Below are 25,702 nucleotides of genomic sequence, written 5' to 3'. Positions count from 1 at the left end.
GGCCCCCACACCCCCGACCGGGGGAGGGGGATTTCCGCCTCCGCCGCGCGGGCCGGGGGGGGGGTTTCCCCCCGCCGCTCCGGCGGCACCCCGGTCATCACCCTGTGCTGCTCCCCGGACTGGATGAAGGGCGGCGGCACCGACGGCCGCACCGACTGGAGCCAGGCCGCCCTGGAGACCGCCCCCGACCCCGCCCACTACGCCGACTTCGCCGCGCTCGCCGCGACCGTCGCCCGCCGCTACCCCGACGTACGGCACTTCGTCGTCTGGAACGAGTTCAAGGGCTTCTGGAACGACGCCGAGGAACGCTGGGACGCCGAGGGCTACACCCGGATGTACAACCTCGTCCGCGCGGCCCTGAAGAAGGTGGACCCGCGCATCATGGTCGGCGGCCCCTACCTGCCGATGAACAGCGTGACCCCCGGCGACCACCACGCCTCCGCCCAACTCCGGGGCGCGTGGGGGGCGATGGATCAGCGCGTCCTGGACGCCTTCACCTACTGGAACGCGCACCAGGAGGGCGCCGACTTCGTCGTCGTGGACGGCTCCAGCTATCCCGACGACGCCGCCCCGCGCCCCGACGAGTTCGCGGCCACCGCCAAACTGACCGCCGTCAGCGAGTGGGTCCGCGCCCGCACCCGCGGACTGCCCCTCTGGTGGGCCGAGTTCTACGTCGAACCCGCCGGACCCGGCGACGCACGCGACCGCTGGTCCGAGCCGCACCGCGTCGCCGTCCAGGCCACCGGCATAATCGCGCTGGCCAGGGGCGGCACCGGCTCCGCGTTCTACTGGAACCCCGAACGCGAGACCGGCCCCGGCTGCCCCGGCTGCCTGTGGACCCCCACCGACACTGCCGACGGGGGCCGCCCGCTGCCCATGTACGGCCTGCTGTCCCGCTTCGCCCGCGCCTTCGCCCCCGGCACCCGCTACGACACCGTCCGGGTGGCCGGGCCCGACGCCGCCCGCGTCCAGGTGCTGGCGAGCGAGCGGACCGTCCTCGTCGTCAACACCCTGGACCGCGCGGCGACCGCCGACGTGGACGGCGGCCGGGTCGCCCTGCGCGCCTACGAGGTGAAGTGGATCGATCGCTGAACAGTCCCCGACCCCCGCTTCTCCGGGCCGACTCGACCGGGCCTACCTCATCGTCCAGAACCGCTCCGCCAGTGACACCAGGAACAGCCCGAGCAGCGGCAGTGAGCAGCGGAACCCCCGGCGCAGCCAGCGTGGTTGACGGGAGCCCGGCCGGGCGGTGACCCGGATCAGCTCGCGGGCCCCGAGCAGCAGGGCCAGCAGGACGGCGGCGAGCGCACCGGCCACCGACCACGGGGTCCAGGTCACCCGCGGCCCGATGGGACCCGGCGCCGGACGCGCCACCGGTCCGGGCGGCGGGGCGCGCAGCGCGTACACCGTGACACCGTCGCCCGACAGCACCCGGTGCAGCTCCGGCCGCGCGTCCAGGCTCCGCAGCAGCCGGGGCGCCCAGTCGGCCGGGTACCCCGCGTCCAGTTCCAGATAGGTCACCTGACTCGCGTTGACCATGAGATACGACCGCGGACCTGCGTCCTTCAGCGCCTCCACCAGCCCGGTCACCCGGTCGGCGGCCAGGGGTGCCGCCGTCGGTACGTAGTCCACCCGCTCCATGTCCCGCGCACCCCACGGCAGCGCGGGCGTCACGTCGTTCACCGGGTCCTGGGTCAGCCACAGCAGCCGCAGCGTCGGCCGGTCGTGGGCGTACACCCAGTCCATCGCGGCGACCTCGCCGCTCCGGGTCCGCTCGAAGGTCTCGTTGCCCCACCGGGCCACCAGGAAGCCGCCCATCAGCAGCAGCCCGGCGAGCAACGCGGCCAACGGGGCCAGCAGCGGCGGGCGTTGAGCCGCACGGGCATCGGTGCCGCCGCCCGCGCCGCCCCCGCCGTCCGTGAGGACGCGCGGGAAGAAGGCGAGCGCGCCCAGCAGGGCCGCGCCCGGCACCGCGAACATGAAGACACGCAGCGCCATCTCACCGCCGTACGACTGCATGCCGAAGCCCAGGAACGGGACGAAGGCCAGGACGGGCAGGGCGCGTTCGCGGTACCCGGCGCCGCGGCGGCGCAGCCAGCCCCAGCAGGCCAGCGCCATTACCGAACCGGCGAGCAACACCCTGGAGTAGAGCACCAGTTTGTGCACCGGGCTGCCGCCCTGGATACGGCCGGAGACCGACGTGGAGACGTTGCCGCCGACCCCGCCGATCCCGCCGAACAGATCGTCGAAGTGGCCCGACCAGTACGGCTCCGCCATGAAGCACACCCAGGCCGCGACCAGCACCCCGAACAGCAGCGGCAGCCCGCGCAGTCGGCACCGGCGCAGCAGCACCAGAACCGCCAGGACACCCAGCATCATGAACGGGGTGAGCTGGTGGGCCGGGACACTCGCCGTGAACAGCCCGATCAACAGCAGCAGCAGTACGGCACGTTGACGCCGGTCAGCCGGTTCCGGCACCGCTTCACCGGGCAACAGCCGCCCCGGTGTGAGGCGTTCGGTACGGAACCAGACCAACAGCACCGCCACGAAGACCAGATAGAGCAGAAAGGTGAACCCCTGCGGGGAGAAGTAGTCCTGGCCGACCCAGCCGCACAGCGCGAACAGCCACACGCCCGTCCACCGGGCCCGCCAGCTCGCCCGCATCGCGCGGGCCAGCAGGAACATCGGGGCCAGATAGACGAGTTGGATCACGGTCGGCCACCAGCGGATGACCTCCGTGAAGTCGGTGACCCCGCACGCGCGGCCCACGAACGCGGCCACCGCGAAGAAGCCCGGCCAGCTCCAGCGGGCGTCCAGATCGGGCACCGCCGAGCCGGTGCGGTCGATGTAGTCGATGAACCCCAGGTGCTGCCACGCGGTCGGGAACCGGGGCTCGCTCTCCAGTACGGCCGGAAGCGCGTGCAGGGACACCACCGTCGCCATCAGGGTGAGCAGCAGCAGCGCCCGGTGCTCGCGGTGCCGCCGGAGCAGCGCGGCGAACACCACCACCAGCAGCGCCGCACCCGCCCATGTCGGCACCGGCAGCACGGACACCAGTCCCAGGCCGCCCATCCGGTCCAGGTCGGCATCGGTGAGGCGCAGGGCCGGGAGCCAGTAGAGGAGCAGGGCGGCGAGGAGCAGGGCGGACAGGGCGAGGGTGGTGCGGCGGGCGGTCGGTTCCCGAGGGGGCGATGGGGGTGGCGCGGTGTCGGGGCCGCGCGTCCCGCCGGGCGCCTCGGCCGGTGCGCTCTCCGCACCCGCGCGCACACCGGCACCCGCGCCTCCCGGCGCCCGCACACTCCCGCCGGAATCCAGCGCCCCCGCAGTCCCCGCCGCCGCGACCTCCACCCGTGCCCACGCCGGTGCTCTCCGGCGGCGTACCGGTACCGCCACCTCGTGGGACCCGAGGTCCGCGAGGTCGCCGTCCGGGGCGGTGGCGTCGGCCGGGGGAGGGGCGGGGGGTTCGGCGCGCAGGGTGCGCCAGAGCTTCGGCGCGGCGACGGCGACGATCACCGCGAGGCTGGACACCTCCGCGACACCCGCGCCGGTCAGGCCCATACGGGGCAGGAGCAGCAGGGTCAGACCGAGCACCAGCACGCACAACAGGCCCTGGAGCCAGGCGAGTCCGGAGGTGCGGTTCTGCGCGCGCAGCACCGCGAAATACGTCTCCATCACGACCCGCAGCACCGCGCCGACCGCGAACCAGCGCAGCAGCGGGGCCGCCGCGTCCGCGTAACCGGCGCCGAACACGCCGAGAATCCAGGGGGCGCCGACGAACAGCACGGTGGCGACCGGCAGCATGATCCGGGCCATGCGGCGCAGCGCGGCCCGGGTGTCGGCGGCGAGCCGCGCCGGTTCGTGCGAGCCCTCCACGGTGAGCGAGGCGCCCATGTTGACGGCGAGCAGGTTGGTGGTGCCGCCGATGGTGGTGGTGATGTAGAAGTACGCGTTGTCCTCGGAGCTGACCTGCGCGGCGATGATCACCGGCACCAGATAGACCACGGCCAGCGAGAACAGCGACCCCGTGCAGTCACCGGCGAGGAACCGGCCGATCTCCCGCAGCGTCGGCGGACGCGCCTGCCCCGCCGTGGCCCGCACATGCCGGGGCACCAGGCGCCGGAAGACCAGCCAGCCCAGCGGCAGCACCGAGGTGGCGATCGCGGCGGCCCAGGAGACGAAGACCCCGGTGGCCGGGACCGCCACCGCGAACGCCACCAGCAGCCCCAGTTTCACCGCCGAGAAGACGGTGTTCCCCACCGGCACCCAGGGCGCGCTGCGCAGCCCGGTCAGCACCCCGTCCTGGAGGGTGAGCACGTTCCAGCCGACCACCGCCAGCGTGAACCCGATCCCGGCGGCCGTCCCGTGCAGGAAGGCGTACGACGGCCCCCACGCGTCCAGTGTCAGCAGGAACACCCCGGCCGCGCCCGCGACGACCAGCGAACCGGCCGCGTAGGTACGGAGGATGAGCCGTCCGGTGCGGGCCCCGGACACCGGGATGAACCGGGCCAGGGTGCCGGTCAGGGTCACCGCCGTCACCCCGGCGAGCAGCTTCATCGCGGCGATGGCGGCCGAGCCGCGGCCGACCGCCGACTCCGGGTAGTAGCGGGCGGCGGCCAGCCAGAAGCCGAGGCCGAGCACGGCGGAGATGCCCGTGTTCAGCATCAGCGCGTACGCGTTGCGGAACAGCGGGCTGCCGCCGGGCGCCCCGCCGGTGCCGGGCAGCCGCAGCCGCCGTACGGGCCGGACGGCCGCCTCGGGCGCGGGAACGGTGGCCGTCCCGGTGGTGGCAGTGGTCTCAGTCACGGGTGCGGACGGCCTTCCCGAGCACCTGGCGGGCTCCGCGGACCAGGGCGTACCCCTGGGTGAGGGCGCGGTCCGCCGCGAAGTTCGCGCCGACGGCCCGCCCCCGCAGCAGCCGCTCGAACTCCCCGGCACCCGTGGCACGGCGCACGGTCACCCGGCGCAGCGCGTACGGCCCCTGACGGCGCCGGGCCAGCGCGTTGCCGACGGCCAGCGCCTGCGCGTACCCGGCCGCCCGCACCGCCCGGCGCACCCGGCGGCTGGAGTAGCCGTACGGGTACGCGAACGACACCGGGGGCGCGCCGAGTTCGGCCGCGATGATCTCCGTACTGCGGGCCAGCTCGGCGTGGAGCGCGGTGTCGTCCAGCTGGTCGAGCTGCGGGTGGCTGTGGCTGTGACCGCCGATCTCCACACGGGCGCCCGCGAGTTCGCGCACCTGTGCCCAGTCGAGCATGGCGTCGGGGGCGCCCCCGGTGGTGCGGGCGCCCTTCAGCCAGCCGGTGGAGACGAACAGGGTCGCGGGGAAGGCGTGTTCGGCCAGCACGGGCAGTGCGTGCCGGTGCACGCCCTCGTAGCCGTCGTCGAAGGTGATCAGCACCGGGCGGTCGGGGAGCGGGCGGCCGTCCCGCCAGTGCGCGGCGAGTTCGGCGGTGGTCAGCGGGGTCATGTCCAACTCGGCTATTTTCGCCACCTGTTCGGCGAAGGCGTCCGGGGAGACGGACAGGGCACGGGTGGCGGGGGCGGGGGTCGCGGACACCGCGTGGTACATCAGCACGGGGACGGCGGTGTCAGTCATGGACGGGCTCCCCGGCACGCTCCGGCTCCGCTGCCGGAGTGGGGAGTCGGGCCGTCGTCCGGGCGGCCGGTGTGATCCGCCCGACCGTGAACGAGGTGCCGCCGAGCCGGGCGCGCACCGTGCCCAGCGCGTAGCCGCCCGCCGTGCTCAGCAGACCGGCGACGATGGCGCCCGCGCGGCCCGCGCCGCCCGGCCGGGCCAGCAGCGCGTCCCGCAGCCCCCGTACGACTCCGGCGGGCAACACCCGCGTGGCGTAACGGCGTTCGGACTCCAGTCCCTTCGCCGCGCCGACACTGCGCGCCACCAGCGCCTTCGACAGGCCCTCCGCGAAGGTGCGGGTGCGGAAGTAGGCGAAACGCTCACGGGTGTGCGGCACCCGGTGGTGGATCACCGCGCGGTCGTCCAGCAGGAGGACGGCGTCGGGGCGGGCGCGGGCGAGGCGGATGCACAGTTCCGTCTCCTCGCAGCCCAGCGGGCGGCGGTCGCCGTCCCGGCCGATGCCGGTGGCGAAGCCGCCCGCCGCGTCGAACGCGGCGCGCCGGAAGGAGGCGTTGCCGCCCAGCACGTTGCGCACCCGGACCCGGCCCGGCGGCAGCCCCCGGTAGGCGCAGCCCACCACCCAGTCGAACTCCTCGGGGAACCAGACCGGCCGCCGCCCCGACGCCCACACCGGCACCGTGCGCCCGCCGACCGCGAGGACCAGCGGATCGGCGTACGCCTCCGCGAACCGGGCCAGCCAGTCGCGTTCGGCCACCGCGTCGTCGTCCAGGAAGGCGATCACCCCGCCGTGCGAGGCGGCGATCCCGGTGTTCCGCCCCGAGGACAGCCCGCGCGGCCCGGCGTTGGCGAGCACCCGCACCGGCACGGCCTCCCGCGCACCCGGTGCCGACGTGTCGTACTCCCGCGAAAGCCGTTGCAGCAGCGCGGAGTTGTGGTCCACGACCAGCAGGATCTCCCGCGCCGGACACGACTGCGCGCGCACCGAGGCGACGGCGGCGAGCACATCGCCCCAGCGGTCCTCGGTGTACGCGCAGATCACGACGGAGATGTCCGCGCCGCTCAAGACGCCTCTCCCCGCATCCCCGCGGTTCGCGGGGTGCGCCGCGAAACGCCGCGCGGGGAACGGCGGTTGGAGCGCTCCCGCAGGATGACGCGGAGCACCCGCAGCCCGTCCCGCACCGCACGCAGATTGCTGGTCCCGTGGATGCGGAGATACTCGTGGCTCGGGATCTCCTGCACCTTCAGACCCGCCGTGACCACCCGGATGTTCATCAGGGTCTCCACCTCGAAGCCGGTGCAGTCGAGGTCGATCTTGTCCAGGCAGTGCCGCCAGAACGCGTTGTAGCCGTAGCAGAGATCGGTGTAGCGGGCGCCGAACTTGCGGTTGACGACCGCGCACAGCGCCCGGTTGCCCAGCCGCCGGATCAGCGTCATGTCGTCGGTGCCGCCGCCGTTGGCGAACCGGGACCCCTTGGCGAAGTCGGCGCCGGAGACGAGCGCGGAGACGTAGGACACGATCTCCTCGCCGTCCGCCGAGCCGTCGGCGTCCACCATCACGATGATGTCGCCGGTGCACGCCTCGAACCCGGCGATCAGCGCGTCGCCCTTGCCCCGGCCGCGCTGCGCCACCACTCTCACGTCCGGCCGCAGCGAACGGGCCACCTCCACGGTGTCGTCGGTCGAGTTGCCGTCCACGAGGACCACCTCGTGGACCCAGTCCGGCAGGGTCTTGAAGACATAGGGCAGGTTCGCCGCCTCGTTCATGGCGGGGATCACCACACTGACCGGCGCGGTGATCGCGAGGTGGCTGGAGATCGGCAGATAGCGGGGAGCCGGTGCGGTGCTCTGGCTGTGAAGCGGTGTGGGCAGCACGGAACTCACGGTGTGTCCCTCTCGTCCGGTCGGACCGCCCGTCCGTGGGCGGTCCGGCTCTTGGGCCGGTTCGAAAGGGGGGTTCTCGCCGTCGGCACGGTGATGCGGCCACCGTGCGCGCCGACGTGTCGGCAGAACTTCCCGGCTCCCGTCCGGAGACGGGTTCCGTCCGGTGACGGCGGCCGGTCGCGCGGCCCGGTCCGGACACCCTCGCCGGGCACCGGACGCGGCACCCCCCTACCGCGCCCCGCACCGGAACACCGCGGCTCCGAGCCCTCCCCTGAACCGTTGGCCGGTGTTCCGTTACGGGTGAGTTGATGACGAACTCGACGATTGAAGCAGAAGATCTGATTCTGGCGCTGTTCTTCACACTTTTGTTGGTCCGGTCATGGCACAGCCCCGGCCGGTTTCCCCGCCGAACGCGGTGTCCGTCCCGGCCGGCGGCGGTCGCGGGCGAGCACCAGCAGGAGAAGCGCCAGGCTGAGTACGGTCACCGCGATCAGCCCGCCGCGCACCGACCAGCGGTGCACCGCGAGCATCCCCTGCGCCACCAGCATGTTCACCACGACCGCGCCCGCAAGAGCGGCCAGGGTCCGGCCGAACGGTTCCAGCCCGCGCAGCGCCGTCCAGATCGCCGCGCCCGGCGCCGCGAGCAGGAAGAACAGCGTGCACGGACCACGCAGCGGTGAGGCACCACCGGCGAACGCGAGCAGCGCGCCGACCGCCGCGACGGCGGTGGCGACCCCCGTGAGCAGCGGTTTCAGGTTCTTGCCGGTTCCGTCACCGGCCTCCCGCGGGCCGTCCGGCGAAGGTGGCTCGATCCTCGACGCCCTCAAGGTCCACATTGGCGACTTCGCCCCCCCAGCACGCCGGATGCCGGGCTTCAATGTGGCGCAGCCGCACAACGGCCGTCAAGACGCCCATTCCGCACGGGAGATGTGCCGTACGGGGGTGAAGTGGCGTGTGGGGCAGGGCTTCCGGGAGCGCTCCCAAAGCGGCGGACGGGCCGCTTACACGTGTCTCACGTGCGGGCAATATCCCGGACGGTGAACATCCGGCAATGCCTTTGTCGAGATATCGCCGCGTGCCGAAATTCTTGGCATGAACACTTCCGGTCAACGCGCGTAGCCGATAGGAACGTTCCCGCAGAGATCCTGCTAGAGGGAGACCCCATGAGACGTTCACGCTTGATGGCGTACCTGTCCTCGCTCGTCGCCGCCACCGCTCTGGCCTTCACCGGGGCCGCGGCGGCGCAGGCGTCCACCACCGCCACCGGCGGCTATGTGGCGCTCGGCGACTCCTACTCGTCCGGCGTGGGGGCCGGGAGCTACATCAGCTCGAGCGGTGACTGCGACCGCAGCACCAAGGCGTACCCGTATCTGTGGAACGCCGCCCACAGCCCGGCCTCGTTCTCCTTCCTCGCCTGCTCCGGCGCGACGACGGACACCGTGCTCGCCAACCAGCTCGGCACGCTCAACTCCTCCACGTCACTGGTCTCCATCACCATCGGCGGCAACGACGCCGGCTTCGCCGACGTCATGACCACCTGTGTGACCTCCTCCGACAGCACCTGCATCTCGAAGATCAACACGGCCCGCGCGTACGTCGGTTCGACGCTTCCCGGCAAGCTGAACGCCGTCTACGGCGCCATCCGCTCCAAGGCCCCGAACGCCCGTGTGGTCGTCATCGGCTACCCGCGCTTCTACCTGCTCGGGCAGAGCTGCCTCGGTCTCTCCGAGGCCAAGCGGACCGCGATCAACGACGCCTCCGACTACATGGACACCACGATCCAGGGGCGTGCCGCCGCGTACGGCTACGCCTTCGGCGACGTCCGCAACACGTTCTCCGGCCACCAGATCTGCTCCAGCGACTCCTGGCTGCACAGCGTCAACTGGCTGAACATCGGCGAGTCGTACCACCCGACGGCGGCCGGTCACTCCGGCGGCTACCTGCCGGTGCTGAACAGCCTCTCCTGACCCCGCTGTTCCCACTGCTCCACGGGCCGGTCCCGGACTTCGCGTCCGGGACCGGCCCTGTCAATCTCCGGGGTGGCGGACCTCCCACCCCTGCGGGTGAATTCCGGGTGCGTTCCGGGGGGTGCTCGGGGGTCGCTCCGGGTGGGGGTGGCGGGCCGTCAGGGCGTGGCGGAGGCCGACTCCGAGGGCGACGCCGACTCCGACTCGGTCGGGGTCCCGGCCGGGGTGCAGGACAGCGAGAACTCCACCGCGTTCGACGTGGTCCGCACCGGCGAGCGCACCTCGACCCTGATCGTGTCCCGGTACGGGCCGCCCTCCGCCGGGGCGGTCAGCGACAGGCGCTCCCGCCTGCTCCGGCCGTCGTCCGCCCCGAACGACACGGTGTGCCAGTCGTCGTCCACCAGCGAGCCGTGCCCGGTCACCCATCGGTACGTGACCTGCGCGGGCGTACGCCCCACCGTGAACGTCGCCGTGAACGCCGGTGCCTGCGACGACGGGGGCGGACAGGTGCCCTCGTACCGGGTGCGGCTCCCCGAAAGGGAGACCCGGACGGTCTGCGCGGCCTCGCTGCTGGGGGAGCCGGTGTGCGAGGGGGCCGTCGTGGTGGGTGTGGTGGCGCTCGGCGTGGGGGAGCGGTCCTGCCCCGTGGCCGTCCCGGTGGGGGACGCCCCGCCCTTCGCCTCCTTGCCGCTGTCGTCCCCGCCCCTGTCGTGGAGCAGCGCGTACGCCAGGCCCGCCACCGCGAGGACCAGTACCGCGACCCCGGCCGCCAGGACGGCGCGCGCCCGGCCCGCGCGCTCCGGGGTGGTCGTGGTGGTCGCCGGGTCCGGGTACCGCGTCGGCCGCGACACGGGCAGGGGCAACGGGGGTGTACGGCCGGGGTCGCGGTCGGCGTCGTGGGGCGCGGCGACCGCCGGGGCCGTGGACAGAGGGGTCGTCCGGGTGGTGCGGGGCGCGGTGCCGCCCGCCGCCACGATCCGCAGCTCGCGCTCCGCCGTCTCCGCCGGGGTGCGTTCGGCCGGGTCCTTGCGCAACAGCCCCTCGATCACCGGGGCCAGCGGACCCGCCCGCTCCGGCACCGGCAACTCCTCGTCCACCACCGCGCGCAGCGTGTTCAGCGCGGTGTCCCGGCGGAACGGGGAGGCGCCCTCCACCGCCGCGTACAGCAGCACGCCCAGCGACCACAGGTCCGACTCCGGGCCCGGCGTACGGCCCAACGCGCGCTCCGGGGGCAGGAATTCGGGGGAGCCGATCACCTCGCCGGTCATCGTGATCGCCGAGGTGCCCTCCACCGCCGCGATCCCGAAGTCCGTCAGCACCACCCGGCCGTCGTTGCCCAGCAGGACGTTCGCCGGTTTCACGTCCCGGTGCAGCACGCCCACGTCGTGCGCCGCGCGCAGGGCGCCCAGGACTTCCGCGCCGATGTGCGCGGCGGTCTCCGGGGGGAGGGGGCCTTCCGCGTCCAGGCGGTCCGCGAGGGACATCCCGCGCACCAGCTCCATCACGATCCACGGGCGGCCGTCGTCGGTGGCGACGTCGTAGACCGTGACGACGTTGCGGTCGCTGATTCTGGCCGCCGCCCAGGCTTCGCGTTCCAGGCGGGCGTACATCCTCCGCAGGTCCTGGGTGGAGAGGCCCGCCGGGGCGCGGACCTCCTTGACCGCCACCTCACGGTGCAGGACCTCGTCTCTCGCGCGCCACACCGTGCCCATGCCGCCCTCTCCGAGGGGGGTGAGAAGGCGGTAGCGGTCTGCGATCACCCTGTTGTCCGCGGGGTGGTGCGGGTCTTGTTCTGGCACGGGTCCCCCTGACTTCTGTGCGGTCTGCTTCAAGTTAGCGGAGGTGTGTTCGGGCGGCAGGTGCTGCTGACAACTCGCGGTTCGTCGTGGCTGGTCGCGCGGTTCCCCGCGGGTGCCTGCGGCGCTTTGCGCTTTTGGGTGCGGGTCCGCTGTGGCTGGTCGCGCAGTTCCCCGCGCCCCTTTGGAGTTCGGCTGGGAGTTCGCTTCATTGGCGCCGCCCACTGTGGCTGGTCGCGCAGTTCCCCGCGCCCCTTGGGTGGGGCTCCTGAATGTTTTTGATCTCTCGCCCGCGTTTTTGGGGTGCGGGTGCGTATCTCTGTTTCGGAGGTGCCGTATGAGTGTGCTGGACCGCATCCTCGGCCGCGACACGGTGCACGCGCCGGATGCCCTCGAACTCCGTGAACGGCGGCGCCGTGGACGGCACTTGGGCGGCTGTCCGCGCTGCGCCGACGACGTGCGGCTGGGGCGGGGGCCGGACCGGGCCGCCGGAGGCGCCGAGCCGCGGTGGGCGCTGCTGATGCCCTTCGCCACGGTGACCGCGGCCGCCGCGCTGGTCGTGGCCGCGCTCTTCGCCGTGCAGCAGCGGGACACCCGGGGGCGGCTGGACGGCGCGGAGGCGCGGGCGCGTGAGATCGCCCACGTTCTCGCGGCTCCGGACGCCCGCGCGGCGTCCCGGACCGATGCGCGCGGACGTGGCATCGGGGTCGTGGCGTCCGCGGCGCGGGGCCGGGCCGTCGTCACCCTCAGCGGATACGGCACCCTGTCCGGCGGCCTCACCCATCAGCTCTGGCTCACCCATCCGCACGCCCGGCCGCGCTCCCTGGGCCTCCTGAGCGGCGACACGCCCTTGGTCGCGGGCGGTATCGACCGGGCCGCCACATCACTCGCAGTGACCGTCGAACCTGACGGCGGTTCAGCGCAGCCCACCAGCCAGGCGATTGTCCAACTCACCCTGAAATCGGTTGGATTCGGAGAGTAATCAAAGAGGGATGATCAACACCCTTGTGGGGAAGGTGAATCCTGTGGCCGAGATACACGAGTGCCCCGCGGGGACGGTAGGGTTACCCTGCCCAGGGCCGGGTGGACTCGTACGGGTGGGGAGTGACATGGAGCAGATAACAGTGCGCAGCAGGGCGAGGATTCCTGCGATCACCTGCGGCAGCAGCGCGACCAGCTCGCGGCTCGACCGCCATCTGTCGGTGCTGGCGGGTCCCGCCATACCGCAGCGGGAGACGGTCGAGGCCACCTCGCTGATGCGCGAACTGACCGCACGCGACACCCCGCACCAGCGCAGCGACCGGGGCAGGCGGGTCAGCCGCGTCTCCCTCTTCGCGCCGCTGCGGCGTCTGAGCCGGTCCCTCTTCGGCGGACACTAGCGCTCACCCGCCAGGCCCCTCCGGGTCCCCGAGACCCGCGTTCCCCTTGAGCCGGTGTGCCGTCCGTCCCTGCCCCGTCCCCGCCGGGCAGTGCGACGGACCGCACCGGCGCTCACCGGACCACCCCGCGAGGCAGCCCCCGTCCGCCAGGCTCGCGGCGCGGGCTCCGGCTCACAGCAGCGCGAACTGGCCGTCCGGTCCCTCTTCGAGATGGTCCAGCACCGAGGCCGGACGCCGTGCCGCGTCCGGTACCGGCAGCACACCGGCCGCGCGCAGTTCGGCGGCCGTGATCCGCGGCGCCTCCGCCAACTCGGGCCCCAATGGCTCCAGTTCGGTCAGCAGCGTCAACACCGTGATCAGTTCCAGCAGTTCGGACGTCCAGCTCTGCGGCCAGTGGGCCGGGCGGATCGCGGCCAGCGTGCCCGGCTCGGCCGGTGCCGTCCGCGCGGCGAACCACGCCTCCAACACCCTTGCCCCGCCCACCTCGTAGGCCCACGCGGCGGCCGGGACGGGGGAGACGCGTCCCTCGTCCAGATGGAGTGCCTCCTCCTCCGGGTCGTAGCCGATGGTCTCCGGGCGGGCCGGGAGCGGGGCGCGCACGTAGGGGCGCCGACCGCCCGGCAGCCGGGGGCGCTCGCCGTCCCGGCGCATCAGCCACAGCGCGCGGTGCCCCGACGCGACCCCGCGCGACCACAGGCCCGCGTCGGCGGGCAGCGGCACGGACAGTCCGGGGCGGACGGCCGCCACGATCCACGCGAGCACGTCCAGCGGTGCCGGACGGACCCCCAGACGGTCCGCGAGCACGTCCAACAGGCCCGGCGCCAGGTTGGGTTCGGCGCCGCCGGGGCGCCGGAACAGCGGGCGGACCCGGCCGGTGCGGGCCAGCGGGAACAGCGTCGTCGCCAGCAGCGGCGGGCCCCCGGCCGCGTCCGCGCCGGTCTCCACGGTGAACACCTGACGCGCGTCCGCCACCCGCCACAGCTCCGGGCGGGCCGCGTCCAGCAGCCGGTGGTCCGGGATCAGCCACTGCTCGTCGAACGGCGCGGCCAGCACCCGTACCGGCTCCGCGCACGGGCCCGCCGCGTGCGCCAGCCGCTCCGTCCCGGCCGCCCGGCCGGGCAGCTGGGGCACGGCGGAGCGCAGGGTGCGGGCGCGGCTCGGCCCGAACAGGGCCTCCCGCGCGGCGCCCTCACGGGCCAGCAGGGCGTCCCAACGGGCCCGCAGGGCAGCCGGGTCGGGTCCCGTCGGCCAGGCGCGGCCGGGCCGCGGCGGTGCGACGGACCACGGCATGAGGTCCGCCAGCGGCGGAGCGTCGTCGTGCGTCACGCTGGGCATCGTACGGCGTGACCCCGGGCCGCGGCTCAGGTCGCCTCCAGGGTCACCGAGAAGGAGAACCGGTCGCCCCGGTAGTGGATGACCGCCACGTCCAGCACGCGGCCGTCCACGCCGTACGTCACACCGGTGTAGCGCAGAATCGGGCTGAGCAGCGGTACGCGCAGCAGCCGTGCGGTCTCCGGGTCCGCGAGCCGCGCCTCCACGGTGTCCGTGATCCGGCCGATGTCCACCCCCGCCACGTCCCGCAGCACCTTCGTCATCGGGTGCCGGGTCAGCTCCAACGGGTCGAAGAGCGCGGCCAGTTCGGGCCGTACGTGGTTGCGCGCGTGGTTCGTCGGCTCCCCGGTGCGCTCGTCCCCGCGCAGCCGGTGGTACGCCGCCACCTCCGCCAAGTCCGGGAAAAAATCGCTGAGTTCACCGGAGACCGGGACCTGCCCGTGCTCCAGCAGCTCCGTCGTCATGCCGGACTGCTGGGCGACGATCGCGTCCACCGAGCCGAGCAGCCGCACCGGGGACCCGCGCCGGGCACCGGGCTCGATGAACGTGCCCCGGCGCCGGTGCCTGCTGATCAGCCCCTCGTCCTCCAGTTCCTTCAGCGCCTGCCGCATCGTCAGCACGCTCACCCCGTAGTGCCCGGCCAGCCGCTCCTCGGTGGGCAGGCGCAGCGGGTCGTGGGGCGAGCGGCCGAGTATCGAGGCGCGCAGCGACTGCGACACCTGGTACCACAGCGGCAGCTTGCGGTTCAGGACGATCGAGTCCGGGGCGAAGGAGGTCACGGGGTCATCCGTATCCGGTGGCGGGGCGCCGGGGCAATGGGGCGGGCGGGGGAGCGGTGCCGGGCGAGGGAGGCGGGTCAGGGGGTGCGGAAGTGGCGTTCCAGGCCCTGCCACACGTCGTCGTAGCGGCGCTGGAGATGGTCGGCGCCCGCCGCCTGCGGGGTGAGGGTGAGCGGCCAGCGCGTCTCGAACATGAACGCCAGCCCGTTGTCCACCTTCTGCGGCTTCAGCTCGGCACCGCTCGCCCGGTCGAACGTCTCCCGGTCGGGGCCGTGCGCGGACATCATGTTGTGCAGCGAGCCGCCGCCCGGCACGAACCCCTCCGCCTTCGCGTCGTACGCGCCCTCGACCAGACCCATGTACTCGCTCATCACGTTCCGGTGGAAGTACGGCGGCCGGAACGTGTCCTCGCCCACCAGCCAGCGCGGTGCGAACACCACGAAGTCCACCCCGGCGAGCCCCGGAGTGTCCGTCGGCGAGGTCAGCACCGTGAAGATCGACGGGTCCGGGTGGTCGTAGGAGATGCTGCCGATCACGTTGAACCGGCGCAGATCGTAGACGTACGGCACATGGTTGCCGTGCCAGCCGACCACGTCGAGCGGGGAGTGGTCGTACGTGGCCGTCCAGAGGTTGCCGCAGAACTTGCTCACCACCTCCACCGGACCGGTGACGTCCTCGTACGCGGCGACCGGGGCCAGGAAGTCACGCGGGTTGGCCAGGCCGTTGGCGCCGATCGGGCCGAGGTCCGGGAGCCGGAACGGGGCACCGTAGTTCTCGCACACATAACCTCGGGCGGACTCGTCCAGCAGCTCCACACGGAAGCGGACACCACGGGGGATCAGCGCCACATGTGCGGGCTCCACATGGAGGCGGCCGAACTCGGTGTGCAGCAGCAGCCCGCCGCGCTCGGGGACGATCAGCAGCTCGCCGTCCGCGTCGGAGAAGACCCGGTCCATCGAGGCGTTCGCGTGGTAGAGGTGCACGGCCATGCCGGTGCGCCGCGTCGCGTCGCCGTTGCCGCCCAGGGTCCACAGCCCCGCCAGGAAGTCCGTGCCGGACGGCGGCTCGGGCAGCGGGTTCCAGCGCAGCCGGTTGGGGTCCGGGACCGACTCCGTGAAGGGCGCGGTGCGCAGGGCGCCGTTGTCCGTGCGGACGAAGGCGGGGTGGGCGGCCGAGGGGTGGACGCGGTACAGCCACGAGCGCCGGTTGTGCGCGCGGGGCTCGGTGAACGCGCTGCCGCTGAGCTGCTCCGCGTACAGCCCGAGCGGCGCGCGCTGCGGCGCGTTGCGGCCCACGGGGAGGGCGCCCGGCACCGCCTCCGAGGTGTGCTCGTTGCCGAACCCCGAGAGGTAGGACAGTGCTTCGGCGGTCTTCCGCGCGTCCCCGCTCATGATCGCTCCCTTGCGCTCCTGAATCCTGTGCATCACCGTAGGAATGCGGGAGGCCGGACGCAAGAGGGCTCCGCGTCCGCCGCGCCGTTCCGGCCCGCGGCCCGGATGAGTACGGGAGGGGGGCCGCCGCGTACCCCGAGGGGTGAGGTGACCCCGGACTCGGTGGAGAGGCATCATGAAAACCGTGCCTGACGCGACTTCGCTCCGTCGCGCGCCGGTCCAGCGGCGCAGCGCCGAACGGCTGACCCGGATCCTCGACGCCTGTGCCGTCCTCCTGGACGAGGTCGGCTACGAAGGGCTGACCACCAGCGAGGTGGCCCTGCGCGCCGGTGTTCCCATCGGCTCCGTCTACCGCTTCTTCGGCAACAAACGCCAGATGGCCGACGCCCTCGCGCAACGCAACCTGGAGCGCTACACCGAGCGCGTCGCTGAGCGGCTCGGGGGCGCGCAGCGCGGTGACTGGCGGCCCGTCATGGACGCCGTCCTGGACGAGTACCTGGCCATGAAGCGGAGCGCGCCCGGCTTCTCCCTGGTGGACTTCGGCAACCAGATGCCCGTCGGCTCCCGCCGGTCCGAACCCAACACCCGCGTCGCGGACCGCCTGGCCGCCCTCCTCTCCGGCGTCCTCGGCCGCACCCCCGACGACACCCTCCGCCGCACCCTCCTGATCGCCGTCGAAACCGCCGACACCCTCGTCCAACTCGCCTTCCGTACAAGCCCCGAGGGAGATCCGGCGATCATCGCGGAGACCCGCGCCCTGCTCCGGGCGTACCTGGGGACGACCCTGGGCTGACCCACCCCGCGCCGCCCGGCACCCGGTCCGGCGCGGCTGCCTCCTCGCGCCCGGCCGACCCCGTCCGCTCCGCGCACGTCCGCCGTCGTACCCCAGGCCTCCGGGGGACTCCCGGCCATGCCAACCGGTCGGTATGCTCGCGGCAGGTCGGCCCGTCGCCGCCGGGGCGGAGTCGTCGTACCGTTCACCGAACGATCCGGGAGGACCCGTGACCCGTAGCGCACTGCGTATATGCCCCCTGTGCGAGGCCACCTGCGGGCTGACGCTCACCGTCGAGGGGGGCAGGGTCACCGGGGCGCGCGGGGACCGGGAGGACGTGTTCAGCAAGGGGTTCATCTGCCCCAAGGGCGCGTCGTTCGGGGCCGTGGACAGTGACCCCGACCGGCTGCGCGCACCTCTCGTCCGCGTCAACGGTGAGCTGCGCGAGGCGAGTTGGAGCGAGGCGTTCGACGCGGTGGCCGCCGGGACGCGCCCGGTGGTGGAGCGGTACGGGGCGGACGCGCTCGGGGTGGTCCTCGGCAATCCCAACGTGCACACGATGGCGGGCGGGCTGTACCCGCCGGTGCTGCTCGGCGCCCTGCGCACCCGCAGCCTGTTCACCGCGTCCACGGTGGACCAGATGCCCAAACACGTCTCCAGCGGGCTCCTCTTCGGGGACGCGAACGCCATCCCCGTGCCCGACCTGGACCACACCGACCATCTGCTGCTCATCGGCGCCAACCCCCTTGAGTCCAACGGGAGTCTGTGCACCGCCCCCGACTTCCCCGGCCGCCTGAAGGCGCTGCGGGCGCGCGGCGGACGGCTCACCGTGGTGGACCCGCGCCGCACCCGCACCGCGCGGCTCGCCGACCGGCACCTCGCCATCCGCCCCGGTACGGATGCCCTGTTGCTCGCGGCGATGGCCACGACCCTCTTCGAGGAGGGCCTGGCCGACCTCGGCCGACTCGCCCCGCACGTCGAGCGGTTGCCCGAACTCCGGTCCGCGCTGGCCGAGTTCACCCCCGAGACGGTGGCGCCCGCGTGCGATCTCGACGCGCCCCTCATCCGCACCCTGGCCCGTGAACTCGCCGCCGCCCCGACCGCCGCCGTCTACGCCCGCATCGGCAGCTGCACGGTCCCGCACGGCACGCTCGCCAGTTGGCTGGTGGACGTGCTGAACGTCCTCACCGGCAACCTCGACCGGCCCGGTGGCGCGCTGTTCCCGCTGGCCGCCACCGACCGGCTCCGCCCGGCCGGTCCCGGACGCGGGTTCGCGCTCGGCCGCTGGCACTCGCGGGTGCGCCGACTCCCCGAGGCCAAGGGCGAGTTGCCGCTGTCCGCGCTCGCCGAGGAGATCGACACCCCCACCCCCGGGGGCGAGCCGGTCCGCGCGCTCCTCGTGGTCGCCGCCAACCCGGTGCTCTCCGCGCCGGACGGCCGCCGCCTCGACAAGGCCCTCGCCGGGCTGGACTTCATGGTCGCCGTGGACCCGTACCTCAACGAGACCTCGCGCCACGCCCACGTCGTCCTCCCTCCGCCCCCGCCCGCGCAGAGCCCGCACCACGACTTCGCGTTCAACACGCTCGCCGTACGCAACCAGGTCCGCTACACCCGCCCCGCCGTCCCGCTGGAGGACGGGCTGATGGCCGAGACCGAGATCCACGCCCGGTTGATCCTCGCCCTCACCGGACGGCACGGCGCCGACCCGGCGGTCGTGGACGCGACGGTGATCGGCCAGACCCTGGACCGCGCCGTCGAGGACCCCGACTCGCCGGTGCACGGCGGGGATTCACGTGCGCTCGCGGCCCGGCTCACCGGCGTGGACGGGCCCGAGCGACGGCTCGACCTGATGCTCCGGCTCGGCCCGTACGGCGACGGGTTCGGTGCCCGGCCGGGCGGCCTGACCCTGGCCCGGCTGATGGACCACCCGCACGGCATCGACCTCGGCCCGCTCGCCTCCCGGCTGCCGCAGCCGCTGCGCACGCCCAGCGGGCGGATCGAGCTGCTGCCCGGCCCGATCGCGGACGACCTGCCCCGGCTCGGCGCCGCGTTGCGCGAGCGGCCCGCCGGGCTGGTCCTGGTCGGCCGTCGTCATCTGCGGTCCAACAACAGCTGGATGCACAACGTCCCGGCCCTCACCGGCGGCAGCAACCGCTGCACCCTGCACATCCACCCCGACGACGCCCGGCACCTGGGCGTGCGCGACGGCGCCGACGTGCGGGTCACGGGCGCCGGGGGAGAGGTCGTCGCCCCGGCCGAGATCACCGAGGACGTACGGCCCGGCGTGGTCAGCCTGCCGCACGGCTGGGGCCACGACCGCCCCGGCACCCGCCAGCGCCACGCCGCCACCGCGCCCGGCGTCAACGTCAACCAGCTCCTGGACGGCAGTCTCCTCGACCCGCTCTCCGGCAACGCGGTGCTGAACGGCGTCCCGGTGGCCGTGGACCCGCTCGACACGCCGGTGGCGGCGGCCCCGGGGAGCTGATCCCGCGCCCCCGGGGGGTCGCCGCACGGGTGCCGCCGGACCGTGCCCGCCCGCCGGAAGACGCGCCGCGCAAGCCCGCTGACCCCCCGTCACACCCCCGTTACGCCCTCCCCGCCGCCCCTCGTCAGCCCCCGGCACGCCCCTCCCTTGCTCCGCCCGAGCGATATCCGGCGACACGTCCGGTGTCGATGCCGTCGGGCGGGGCGTGCATGCGTGACAGTCCCAACGAAAGGTCGGTTTGTATGAAAATCGTCTAACTCGGAGGAGCTTGCATGCCCACCCACACGCTTCCACGTACCTTCTCCCGCGCGGGAGCCACCGTCGTCCTCACCGCCCTCGCCGCGGCGGGCGCCTCGTGGGTGGCGGCGCCCCCGGCCCTGGCGGCCGGTGAGAACGGCGACATCCGCATCCACCGCGAGGGTGTCCCGTTCGGCGTCTCCAAGGACGACCCCACGGTCTGCAAGTTCTACCTGGACGCGGCCAACTTCGACGTCCTCCCCTCGATCGCGTACACCATCAGCCCGCAGCCCCCGCTGCCCACGGCCGCCACCGTCGCGGGCACCATCCAGCTCGCGGGCGGCGCCGGGCACACCGACCCGCTGGGCCTGGCGGACGGGCAGTACAAGATCACGTGGGTGGTCGCGGGCGCCGCCAAGGAGAAGGTGTTCCACGTGGACTGCCGCGACCAGAAGCCGGGCGCGCAGGGACCGGGCCAGATCGAGGACCACCAGAACGACGGCGCCTGGAGCGAGAGCGGCAAGGGCGACGGCCCCAAGGGCGGTGTCCACGCGGGCGGCGGCGGCCTCATCGACCCGAGCGGCGCGTTCTCCCCGGTGGCGGCGGCAGCGGCCGTCGGCCTGGTCGCGGTGAGCGGCGCGGTGTACCTGCGGCTCGTCCGCCGGCGGCCCAATGGCGCCGCGTAGGCGCCGACGCAGGCCGTGGCACCGGACCCGTGCCTTCCGGCTCGCCAGGACGGCCGCCCTCACGGCCGTCCTGGTGACGACGGTGGTCCGGTGCGGCGGGGGCGACGGGGGCACCGGCACCGAGGCGGCGGGCGCCGCCGCCCACGCCGACGGCCGGGGCTCCGGACCCCCGCCGCGCCCGCTGCCCCGGTCCCGGCCGACGTCCCTGCGCATCCCCTCGCTCGGGATCGACGCCCCGGTCATCGGTCTACGGCTGGACAAGGACCGGCAGTTGACGACCCCGCCGCTGGACCGGCCGAAGGAGGTCGGCTGGTACGAGGGAGGGGCCACCCCCGGCGAGATCGGCACCGCCGTCGCGGTCGGCCACCGGGACACCACCACCGGGCCCGCCGTCTTTGCCGCGCTCGCCCAGGTCAAGCCCGGCAAACTCGTCCAGGCGCAGCGCGCCGACGGACGCACCGCCGTCTACACCGTGGACCGGGTCAAGGTCTTCGACAAGGCGGGCTTCCCCGACAAGGAGGTCTACGGTCCGGCCAGCCGCCCCGAACTCCGCGTCCTCACCTGCGGCGGCCTGTTCACCAAGCGCACCGGCTACACCAGCAACGTCGTGGTCTTCGCACACCTGACTGCGACCAAGTAGCGCCTGCGGCAGGGCAGTCCGCCCGGCGGAGCGGTCCCGCCCGGCAGCACGCCCGGCGGGCGGTCGGCGCCCATCCCCGGCCCGGCCGCCCGCAGGCCGCGTACGGGCGCCCCGACCGGCGGGCCCGGGTCCGGAGCCGTCAGACCCCGCTCTCCGACCGGGGCTCCGGGGTCCCCTCCGCCGCCCCTCCCGTCCCCGGCTCCCGCGCGTCCTCACGGCCCGCCGCCCGTGGCGCGGGCCGTGCCGGGCGCGAGCGGGACACCGCCACGCCCGCCAGGCACAGCACCCCACCCGCCAGGGTGAGCATCCCCGGCACCTCGCCCAGCACCAGCCACGACATCAGCACCACCAGCGCGGGCACCGCGTACGTGGTCGCGCCCATACGGCTCGCGGTGGTGCGGGCGAGGGCGTAGGCCCAGGTGGTGAAGGCGAGGGCGGTCGGGAAGACGCCCAGATAGACCATGTCCAGGGTGGCGGCGAGCGGGGCGCGGGACACCTCGTGCAGCAACTGCCCCGCGAACGGCAGACACCCCACCGCGCCGACCAGGCACCCGAACGCCGTCACCTGGAGCGCGCTCGCCGCGCCCAGCGCGGGCTTCTGCGCGACGACCCCGCCCGCGTACGCCACGGCGGCCAGCAGGCACAGCACCACCCCGAGCAGCGACGACCCGCCGCCCCCGGCCGACATCGACAGGCCCACCGTCACCGCACCCGCGAACGACACCGCCATGCCCGCGAGCAGCCTCGGCGGCATCGGATCGCCCAGCAGCCGCGCGCCGAGCAGCGCGATCAGCAGCGGGCCGACGTTCACCACCAGGGCGGCGGTGCCCGCGTCCACCTGACGCTCGCCCCAGTTCAGGACCACCATGTAGAAGCCGAACCACAGCACCCCGGACAGCAGAATCCCGCGCCACGCCTCCCTCGGCGGCCACCCCTCCCGTCGTACGGCGCAGATCGCGCCCAGCACCGCGGCGCCCGACAGCAGCCGCCCGAGCGCCAGCGCGCCCGGTGAGTAGGAGTCACCGGCGCTGCGGATCGCCACGAACGCGGACGCCCACAGCACGACGGTGACGACGGCCGCGGCGACGGGCAGGGCCCGCCGGGGTGTGGTGGTGTGCGTCATGATCCCGAGCATAGGAACCGGGCGGGCGGCGCGGCGGGCGGATCCCCGACCCGCACACCCGGCATGGACGCCGGGCGCGGGCTCCGGTACGGAAGCCGGGTACGGGCCTCAGCCCCCGGCGGATTCCTCCCGTACCCGCCCGAACTGCTCGGCCAGCCCGGCCAGCAGTGCCGACAGGCCCGTCTCGAAGGCGCGTTCGTCGATCCTCTCCTGCCGGTCCGCGAGGAGGTGGGCCTGTCCGAGACGCGGATAGTCGGCCGGGTCGTAGGCGTCGGCGTCGTCCACGAAGCCGCCCGCGAAGGAGCCGAGCGCGGAGCCCATGATGAAGTACCGCATCAGCGCGCCAATGGAGGTGGCCCGGGCCGGGGGCCAGCCCGCGTCCACCATCGCGCCGTAGACCGCGTCGGCCAGCCGCAGCGCGGCCGGGCGGCGGCCGGGGCCCCGCGCGAGGACCGGGACGATGTTCGGATGATCGCGCAGCGCGGCCCGGTAGGAGACGGCCCAGTCGCGCAGGGCGGTGCGCCAGTCGCGGCCGTCCTCGAACATCGACAGGTCCACCTGTGCGCTCACCGAGTCCGCGACCGCCTCCAGGATCTCGTCCTTGGTGCGGAAGTGGTTGTAGAGCGAGGGTCCGCTCACGCCCAGTTCGGCCGCGAGCCGCCGGGTGGAGACGGCGGCCAGCCCCTCCGCGTCCACGAGTTCCCGCGCCGTCCGCACGATCCGGTCGATGCTCAGCAGGGGCTTGCGCGGTCTGGCCATGCCGCACATCGTAGGGCCGCGCCCCAGGTACCAGCGGGCTCGTTCAGCGCGTCCGGGGCGGGGTGCTTCCCCCCGGGCCGATCCCCCCAGCGGTCCGAGCGGTCCGCGTGCTGAGTACCCGACCTGAGTACGGCGACGGATGTCGGCCGGTGCCGCCGTGGCGGATGCTCGTCCCATGAGCGATACACAGGTCAAGCAGCAGAACACCGCCGCCTACTACGGCCAGGCCGTCGCGTCCTTCGGCGTCGCGATCTTCGCCACCGGCATCGGCATCGCACGGCTCCAGGCGGACGCCTGGGTCCGGGCGTTCCTCGGCATCGCCGTCCTCTACCTCGTCACCTCCGCGTTCACCCTCGCCAAGGTGGTCCGCGACCGGCAGGAGGCCGGGCAGATCGTCAGCCGGGTGGACCAGGCCCGGCTGGACAAGCTGCTCGCCGAGCACGACCCCTTCCAGAAGCTCTGAGCCCCGCACGGGACGCGGTCCCGGCCACCGTCCCCAGCACGGGCGCGCTAAGCGAGCGCTCACTCCGGACGGTATGGTGGTGTCCCTGTCACCGAGAGGGGCGAGTGATGAGTACGGCGGAGGAGACGGTCGGCGGAGAGGCCGAACCGTGGGACGAGGTCACCCCGGACGCGGCCCGGCGTCTGCTGGTCGCCGCCGTGGACGCCTTCGCCGAGCGCGGCTACCACGCCACCACCACCCGTGACATCGCGGGCCGGGCCGGAATGAGCCCGGCCGCGCTCTACATCCACTACAAGACCAAGGAAGAACTGCTCCACCGGATCAGCCGCATCGGCCACGACAAGGCCCTCGGCATCCTGCGGGAGGCCGCCGGAGGCGAGGGCACCGCCGCCGAGCGGCTGGCCGACGCCGTCGCCTCCTTCGTCCGCTGGCACGCGGCCCACCGCACCACCGCACGGGTCGTGCAGTACGAACTCGACGCCCTCGGCCCCGACGCCCGCGCCGAGATCGTCGCGCTGCGCCGCCAGGTCGATGCCGAGGTGCGGGGCATGATCGAGGACGGGGTCGCCTCCGGTGAGTTCCGGGTGGCCGACGTGCCCGGCACCACCCTGGCCGTGCTGTCCCTCTGCATCGACGTCGCCCGCTGGTTCAACGTGACCGGGCCGCGCACCCCCGAGGAGGTCGGGGAGCTGTACGCGGGGCTGGTGCTGCGGATGGTGGGCGCCGGGGCGTGAGCCCGGCGCTCCGACGGCGGTCAGAACAGGAACCGGGACACCGACTCCGCCACGCACACCGGCTTGTCGCCGCCCTCGCGCTCCACCGTGTAGACGACGGCGACCTGGACCCCGCCGGTCACGTCCGTCACGTCGGTGATGCTGCCGGTGGCGCGCAGCCGTGAGCCCACGGGCACGGGTGCGGGGAAACGCACCTTGTTCGTGCCGTAGTTGACGCCCATGCGTACGCCCTCTACCGCCATGAGCTGCGGCCCGAACAGTGGGAGCAGGGAGAGGGTCAGATAGCCGTGCGCGATCGTGGTGCCGAAGGGTCCGTCGGCCGCCCGCTCCGGGTCCACGTGGATCCACTGGTGATCGCCGGTCGCCTCCGCGAACAGGTCGATCCGCTTCTGATCGACCTCCAGCCAGTCGGTGTGGCCCAACTGCTCGCCCACCGCCGCCTTCAGCTCCTCGGGGGAGGTGAACGTCCTCGGTTCCGCCATGATCCCGGCCTCTCGCTCGTACGCCTGAGCAACTGCTCAGCATGGTCGGGCGGGTGGGCGATGTCAACGAGAGCGCGGGACGGGCGGGCCGGTGGGGACGCGGGCCGACCCCGGCGGCGGTCCGGAGAGCCCATGACACGCCGCCGGTCGGGAGCGCGGCGGGTCCACCGACCCGCCCGCCCCGGCCGCACGGCGAGGCGAGAACCGGCCAGCCACCGGCCCCCGGCGCCCCGCCGCGCGGGCACGCGGCCGACCCGCCGCCCCGCCCGCCCGCCCGGCGTCGGCGGGACGGCCGTGCCGTCCGTCGTGCGGAGAGTACGGTTCCCCGCGCACCCTCCGCCCCGGACGGGGGTCCGTCAGGCCGACATCAGCAGGCGCTCCCGGCGGGTGTGGGCCAGCGCTCCCGGAGTGAGCAGCGGGCGGGGGACGAGAATGCCGCAGTCGGCGCAGACCGGTCCGGAGGACGGTTCGTGGTCCAGGCCGTACTTCCAGACCAGGCGGCCGCCGTCGCACACCGGGCAGACGGCCCCCGGATCGCGGTTGAGCCCCGCGATCAGACGGCGCAGCACCTCGGCCAACGAGTCACCGGGGTGGACGCGGGGGTCGTCGCACCAGGCGACCCCGAAACCGCCCCAGGTCATCCGGTGCCAGTCGTCCACCGAGCCCGGCCGCCGCAGCCCGTCGTGCTTCTCCTTCCTGCGGCGCTCGGCGAAGTCCGACTCGTACCCGAGCCAGACCGCCCGCGCCTCCTCCAGCTCCTCCAGCGCGGCCACGAGCCGCACCGGATCGGGGGACCGGTCCTCGGGGCCGAAACCGGCCCGCGAGCAGAGATGGTCCCAGGTGGCCCGGTGCCCGTACGGAGCGAACCGCTCCAGGCACTTGCGCAGTGAGTAGCGCCGCAGTGCCAGATCGCACCGCGGGTCGCGCACCTGTCTCGCCAGACTTCGGAATCCGGCCATCGCCCTGCACCTCCGTCACACCTGCGTACGCGCTTGCTTCGCTTCGGCGTCGCCGTACGGGTTCCTCGGGACGTCCCCGAGTAGACGTGGCGACACGGAATTCGGCTCCATCCGTTCTCCGACGGCCTCCCGTGAGGCTCCACGGGGGCCGCCCCCGGACGCCCGTCCCCCTGCCGGAACTTGACGCATGTTCACCTTCCAACGCGGGGATGACCGCCGGTAACGTCCGGCCCCACCCCCG

23 protein-coding genes are annotated in these 25,702 nt (G+C 73.8%); 10 read left to right on the top strand and 13 right to left on the bottom strand.

What is annotated here, in order from left to right; genetic code table 11:
• Window positions 1-1,092: xylan 1,4-beta-xylosidase (locus KUM39_RS17830; protein ID WP_217786672.1), on the top strand; the 1,092-nt coding region annotated here is incomplete at its 5' end.
• Window positions 1,093-1,134: 42 nt separating this feature from the next.
• On the opposite strand, the gene KUM39_RS17825 is transcribed toward KUM39_RS17830, so the two are convergent.
• From KUM39_RS17825 to KUM39_RS17805, 5 genes are all read right to left on the bottom strand, one after another.
• Window positions 1,135-4,803, bottom strand: coding sequence for a lipopolysaccharide biosynthesis protein (locus tag KUM39_RS17825; RefSeq protein ID WP_217786671.1), 3,669 nt, complete (start codon window positions 4,801-4,803; stop codon window positions 1,135-1,137).
• A complete protein-coding gene (locus KUM39_RS17820; protein ID WP_217786670.1) occupies window positions 4,796-5,596 on the bottom strand; it encodes a polysaccharide deacetylase family protein in 801 nt (266 codons plus the stop codon). Before KUM39_RS17820 ends, KUM39_RS17825 begins: the two co-directional genes overlap by 8 nt.
• Window positions 5,589-6,659 (bottom strand): glycosyltransferase family 2 protein, encoded by a 1,071-nt coding sequence (locus tag KUM39_RS17815; protein ID WP_217786669.1) that lies wholly within the window; start codon window positions 6,657-6,659, stop codon window positions 5,589-5,591. Before KUM39_RS17815 ends, KUM39_RS17820 begins: the two co-directional genes overlap by 8 nt.
• Entirely contained in the window at window positions 6,656-7,477 is an 822-nt protein-coding gene (locus tag KUM39_RS17810; protein ID WP_372455772.1) for a glycosyltransferase family 2 protein, read from the bottom strand. The genes KUM39_RS17815 and KUM39_RS17810 overlap by 4 nt, the downstream gene beginning before the upstream one ends.
• Before the next feature lie 377 nt (window positions 7,478-7,854).
• Window positions 7,855-8,304, bottom strand: a complete 450-nt coding sequence (locus tag KUM39_RS17805; RefSeq protein ID WP_246620316.1) for a hypothetical protein — start codon at window positions 8,302-8,304, stop codon at window positions 7,855-7,857.
• Window positions 8,305-8,640: 336 nt separating this feature from the next.
• Here KUM39_RS17805 and KUM39_RS17800 point away from each other — a divergent pair, with 336 nt between their 5' ends.
• Entirely contained in the window at window positions 8,641-9,444 is an 804-nt protein-coding gene (locus KUM39_RS17800; RefSeq protein WP_217786668.1) for an SGNH/GDSL hydrolase family protein, read from the top strand.
• A 158-nt stretch (window positions 9,445-9,602) separates the two neighbouring features.
• Here KUM39_RS17800 and KUM39_RS17795 read toward each other — a convergent pair whose 3' ends face one another.
• Complete coding sequence (locus tag KUM39_RS17795) at window positions 9,603-11,243, bottom strand: serine/threonine-protein kinase (RefSeq protein ID WP_308288165.1); 1,641 nt, start codon at window positions 11,241-11,243, stop codon at window positions 9,603-9,605.
• Window positions 11,244-11,577: 334 nt separating this feature from the next.
• Here KUM39_RS17795 and KUM39_RS17790 point away from each other — a divergent pair, with 334 nt between their 5' ends.
• Both KUM39_RS17790 and KUM39_RS17785 read left to right on the top strand, forming a co-directional pair.
• Window positions 11,578-12,222, top strand: coding sequence for an anti-sigma factor (locus KUM39_RS17790; RefSeq protein ID WP_217786666.1), 645 nt, complete (start codon window positions 11,578-11,580; stop codon window positions 12,220-12,222).
• 127 nt (window positions 12,223-12,349) lie between these two features.
• Entirely contained in the window at window positions 12,350-12,619 is a 270-nt protein-coding gene (locus KUM39_RS17785) for a hypothetical protein (RefSeq protein WP_217786665.1), read from the top strand.
• A gap of 171 nt (window positions 12,620-12,790) precedes the next feature.
• On the opposite strand, the gene KUM39_RS17780 is transcribed toward KUM39_RS17785, so the two are convergent.
• From KUM39_RS17780 to hmgA, 3 genes are all read right to left on the bottom strand, one after another.
• Window positions 12,791-13,954, bottom strand: a complete 1,164-nt coding sequence (locus KUM39_RS17780) for a type ISP restriction/modification enzyme (RefSeq protein ID WP_217786664.1) — start codon at window positions 13,952-13,954, stop codon at window positions 12,791-12,793.
• 26 nt (window positions 13,955-13,980) lie between these two features.
• Window positions 13,981-14,730 carry a GntR family transcriptional regulator gene (locus tag KUM39_RS17775; RefSeq protein ID WP_217786663.1) on the bottom strand — a complete coding sequence of 250 codons (750 nt, stop codon included), beginning with the start codon at window positions 14,728-14,730 and terminating at the stop codon, window positions 13,981-13,983.
• A gap of 77 nt (window positions 14,731-14,807) precedes the next feature.
• Window positions 14,808-16,121 (bottom strand): homogentisate 1,2-dioxygenase, encoded by a 1,314-nt coding sequence (gene hmgA, locus KUM39_RS17770; protein ID WP_217786662.1) that lies wholly within the window; start codon window positions 16,119-16,121, stop codon window positions 14,808-14,810.
• 175 nt (window positions 16,122-16,296) lie between these two features.
• On the opposite strand from hmgA, the gene KUM39_RS17765 reads away from it, so the two are divergent.
• The 4 genes from KUM39_RS17765 to KUM39_RS17750 all read left to right on the top strand — a co-directional run bounded on the left by KUM39_RS17765 (window position 16,297) and on the right by KUM39_RS17750 (window position 20,941).
• Window positions 16,297-16,914 carry a TetR/AcrR family transcriptional regulator gene (locus KUM39_RS17765; protein ID WP_217786661.1) on the top strand — a complete coding sequence of 206 codons (618 nt, stop codon included), beginning with the start codon at window positions 16,297-16,299 and terminating at the stop codon, window positions 16,912-16,914.
• A 208-nt stretch (window positions 16,915-17,122) separates the two neighbouring features.
• Complete coding sequence (locus KUM39_RS17760; RefSeq protein ID WP_217786660.1) at window positions 17,123-19,378, top strand: molybdopterin oxidoreductase family protein; 2,256 nt, start codon at window positions 17,123-17,125, stop codon at window positions 19,376-19,378.
• A 272-nt stretch (window positions 19,379-19,650) separates the two neighbouring features.
• Window positions 19,651-20,301, top strand: coding sequence for a hypothetical protein (locus KUM39_RS17755; RefSeq protein ID WP_217786659.1), 651 nt, complete (start codon window positions 19,651-19,653; stop codon window positions 20,299-20,301).
• Window positions 20,288-20,941, top strand: a complete 654-nt coding sequence (locus KUM39_RS17750; protein ID WP_217786658.1) for a class F sortase — start codon at window positions 20,288-20,290, stop codon at window positions 20,939-20,941. The genes KUM39_RS17755 and KUM39_RS17750 overlap by 14 nt, the downstream gene beginning before the upstream one ends.
• A 139-nt stretch (window positions 20,942-21,080) precedes the next feature.
• Here KUM39_RS17750 and KUM39_RS17745 read toward each other — a convergent pair whose 3' ends face one another.
• Together KUM39_RS17745 and KUM39_RS17740 are read right to left on the bottom strand one after the other, a co-directional pair.
• Window positions 21,081-22,064 (bottom strand): DMT family transporter, encoded by a 984-nt coding sequence (locus tag KUM39_RS17745; protein ID WP_217786657.1) that lies wholly within the window; start codon window positions 22,062-22,064, stop codon window positions 21,081-21,083.
• A 108-nt stretch (window positions 22,065-22,172) separates the two neighbouring features.
• A complete protein-coding gene (locus KUM39_RS17740) occupies window positions 22,173-22,823 on the bottom strand; it encodes a TetR/AcrR family transcriptional regulator (protein ID WP_217786656.1) in 651 nt (216 codons plus the stop codon).
• Between the two features lie 175 nt (window positions 22,824-22,998).
• Between KUM39_RS17740 and KUM39_RS17735 the strand changes: the two genes are divergently transcribed.
• On the top strand, window positions 22,999-23,286 hold the full coding sequence (locus KUM39_RS17735) for a YiaA/YiaB family inner membrane protein (RefSeq protein ID WP_217786655.1): 288 nt from the start codon (window positions 22,999-23,001) through the stop codon (window positions 23,284-23,286).
• 107 nt (window positions 23,287-23,393) lie between these two features.
• The gene (locus KUM39_RS17730; RefSeq protein WP_217786654.1) at window positions 23,394-24,020 is read left to right on the top strand and encodes a TetR/AcrR family transcriptional regulator; all 627 of its coding nucleotides are present in this window, start codon (window positions 23,394-23,396) and stop codon (window positions 24,018-24,020) included.
• A gap of 20 nt (window positions 24,021-24,040) precedes the next feature.
• Here KUM39_RS17730 and KUM39_RS17725 read toward each other — a convergent pair whose 3' ends face one another.
• The gene (locus tag KUM39_RS17725) at window positions 24,041-24,502 is read right to left on the bottom strand and encodes a MaoC family dehydratase (protein ID WP_217786653.1); all 462 of its coding nucleotides are present in this window, start codon (window positions 24,500-24,502) and stop codon (window positions 24,041-24,043) included.
• 356 nt (window positions 24,503-24,858) lie between these two features.
• Window positions 24,859-25,461, bottom strand: coding sequence for a hypothetical protein (locus KUM39_RS17720; protein ID WP_217786652.1), 603 nt, complete (start codon window positions 25,459-25,461; stop codon window positions 24,859-24,861).
• Window positions 25,462-25,702 lie beyond the last annotated feature (241 nt).

Source organism: Streptomyces corallincola (genome assembly GCF_019104725.1).
GTDB classification, from domain to species: Bacteria; Actinomycetota; Actinomycetes; order Streptomycetales; family Streptomycetaceae; genus Streptomyces; species Streptomyces corallincola.
Note: the sequence above shows the minus strand (reverse complement) of the source record. Positions and strands in the feature narration are given on the sequence as shown.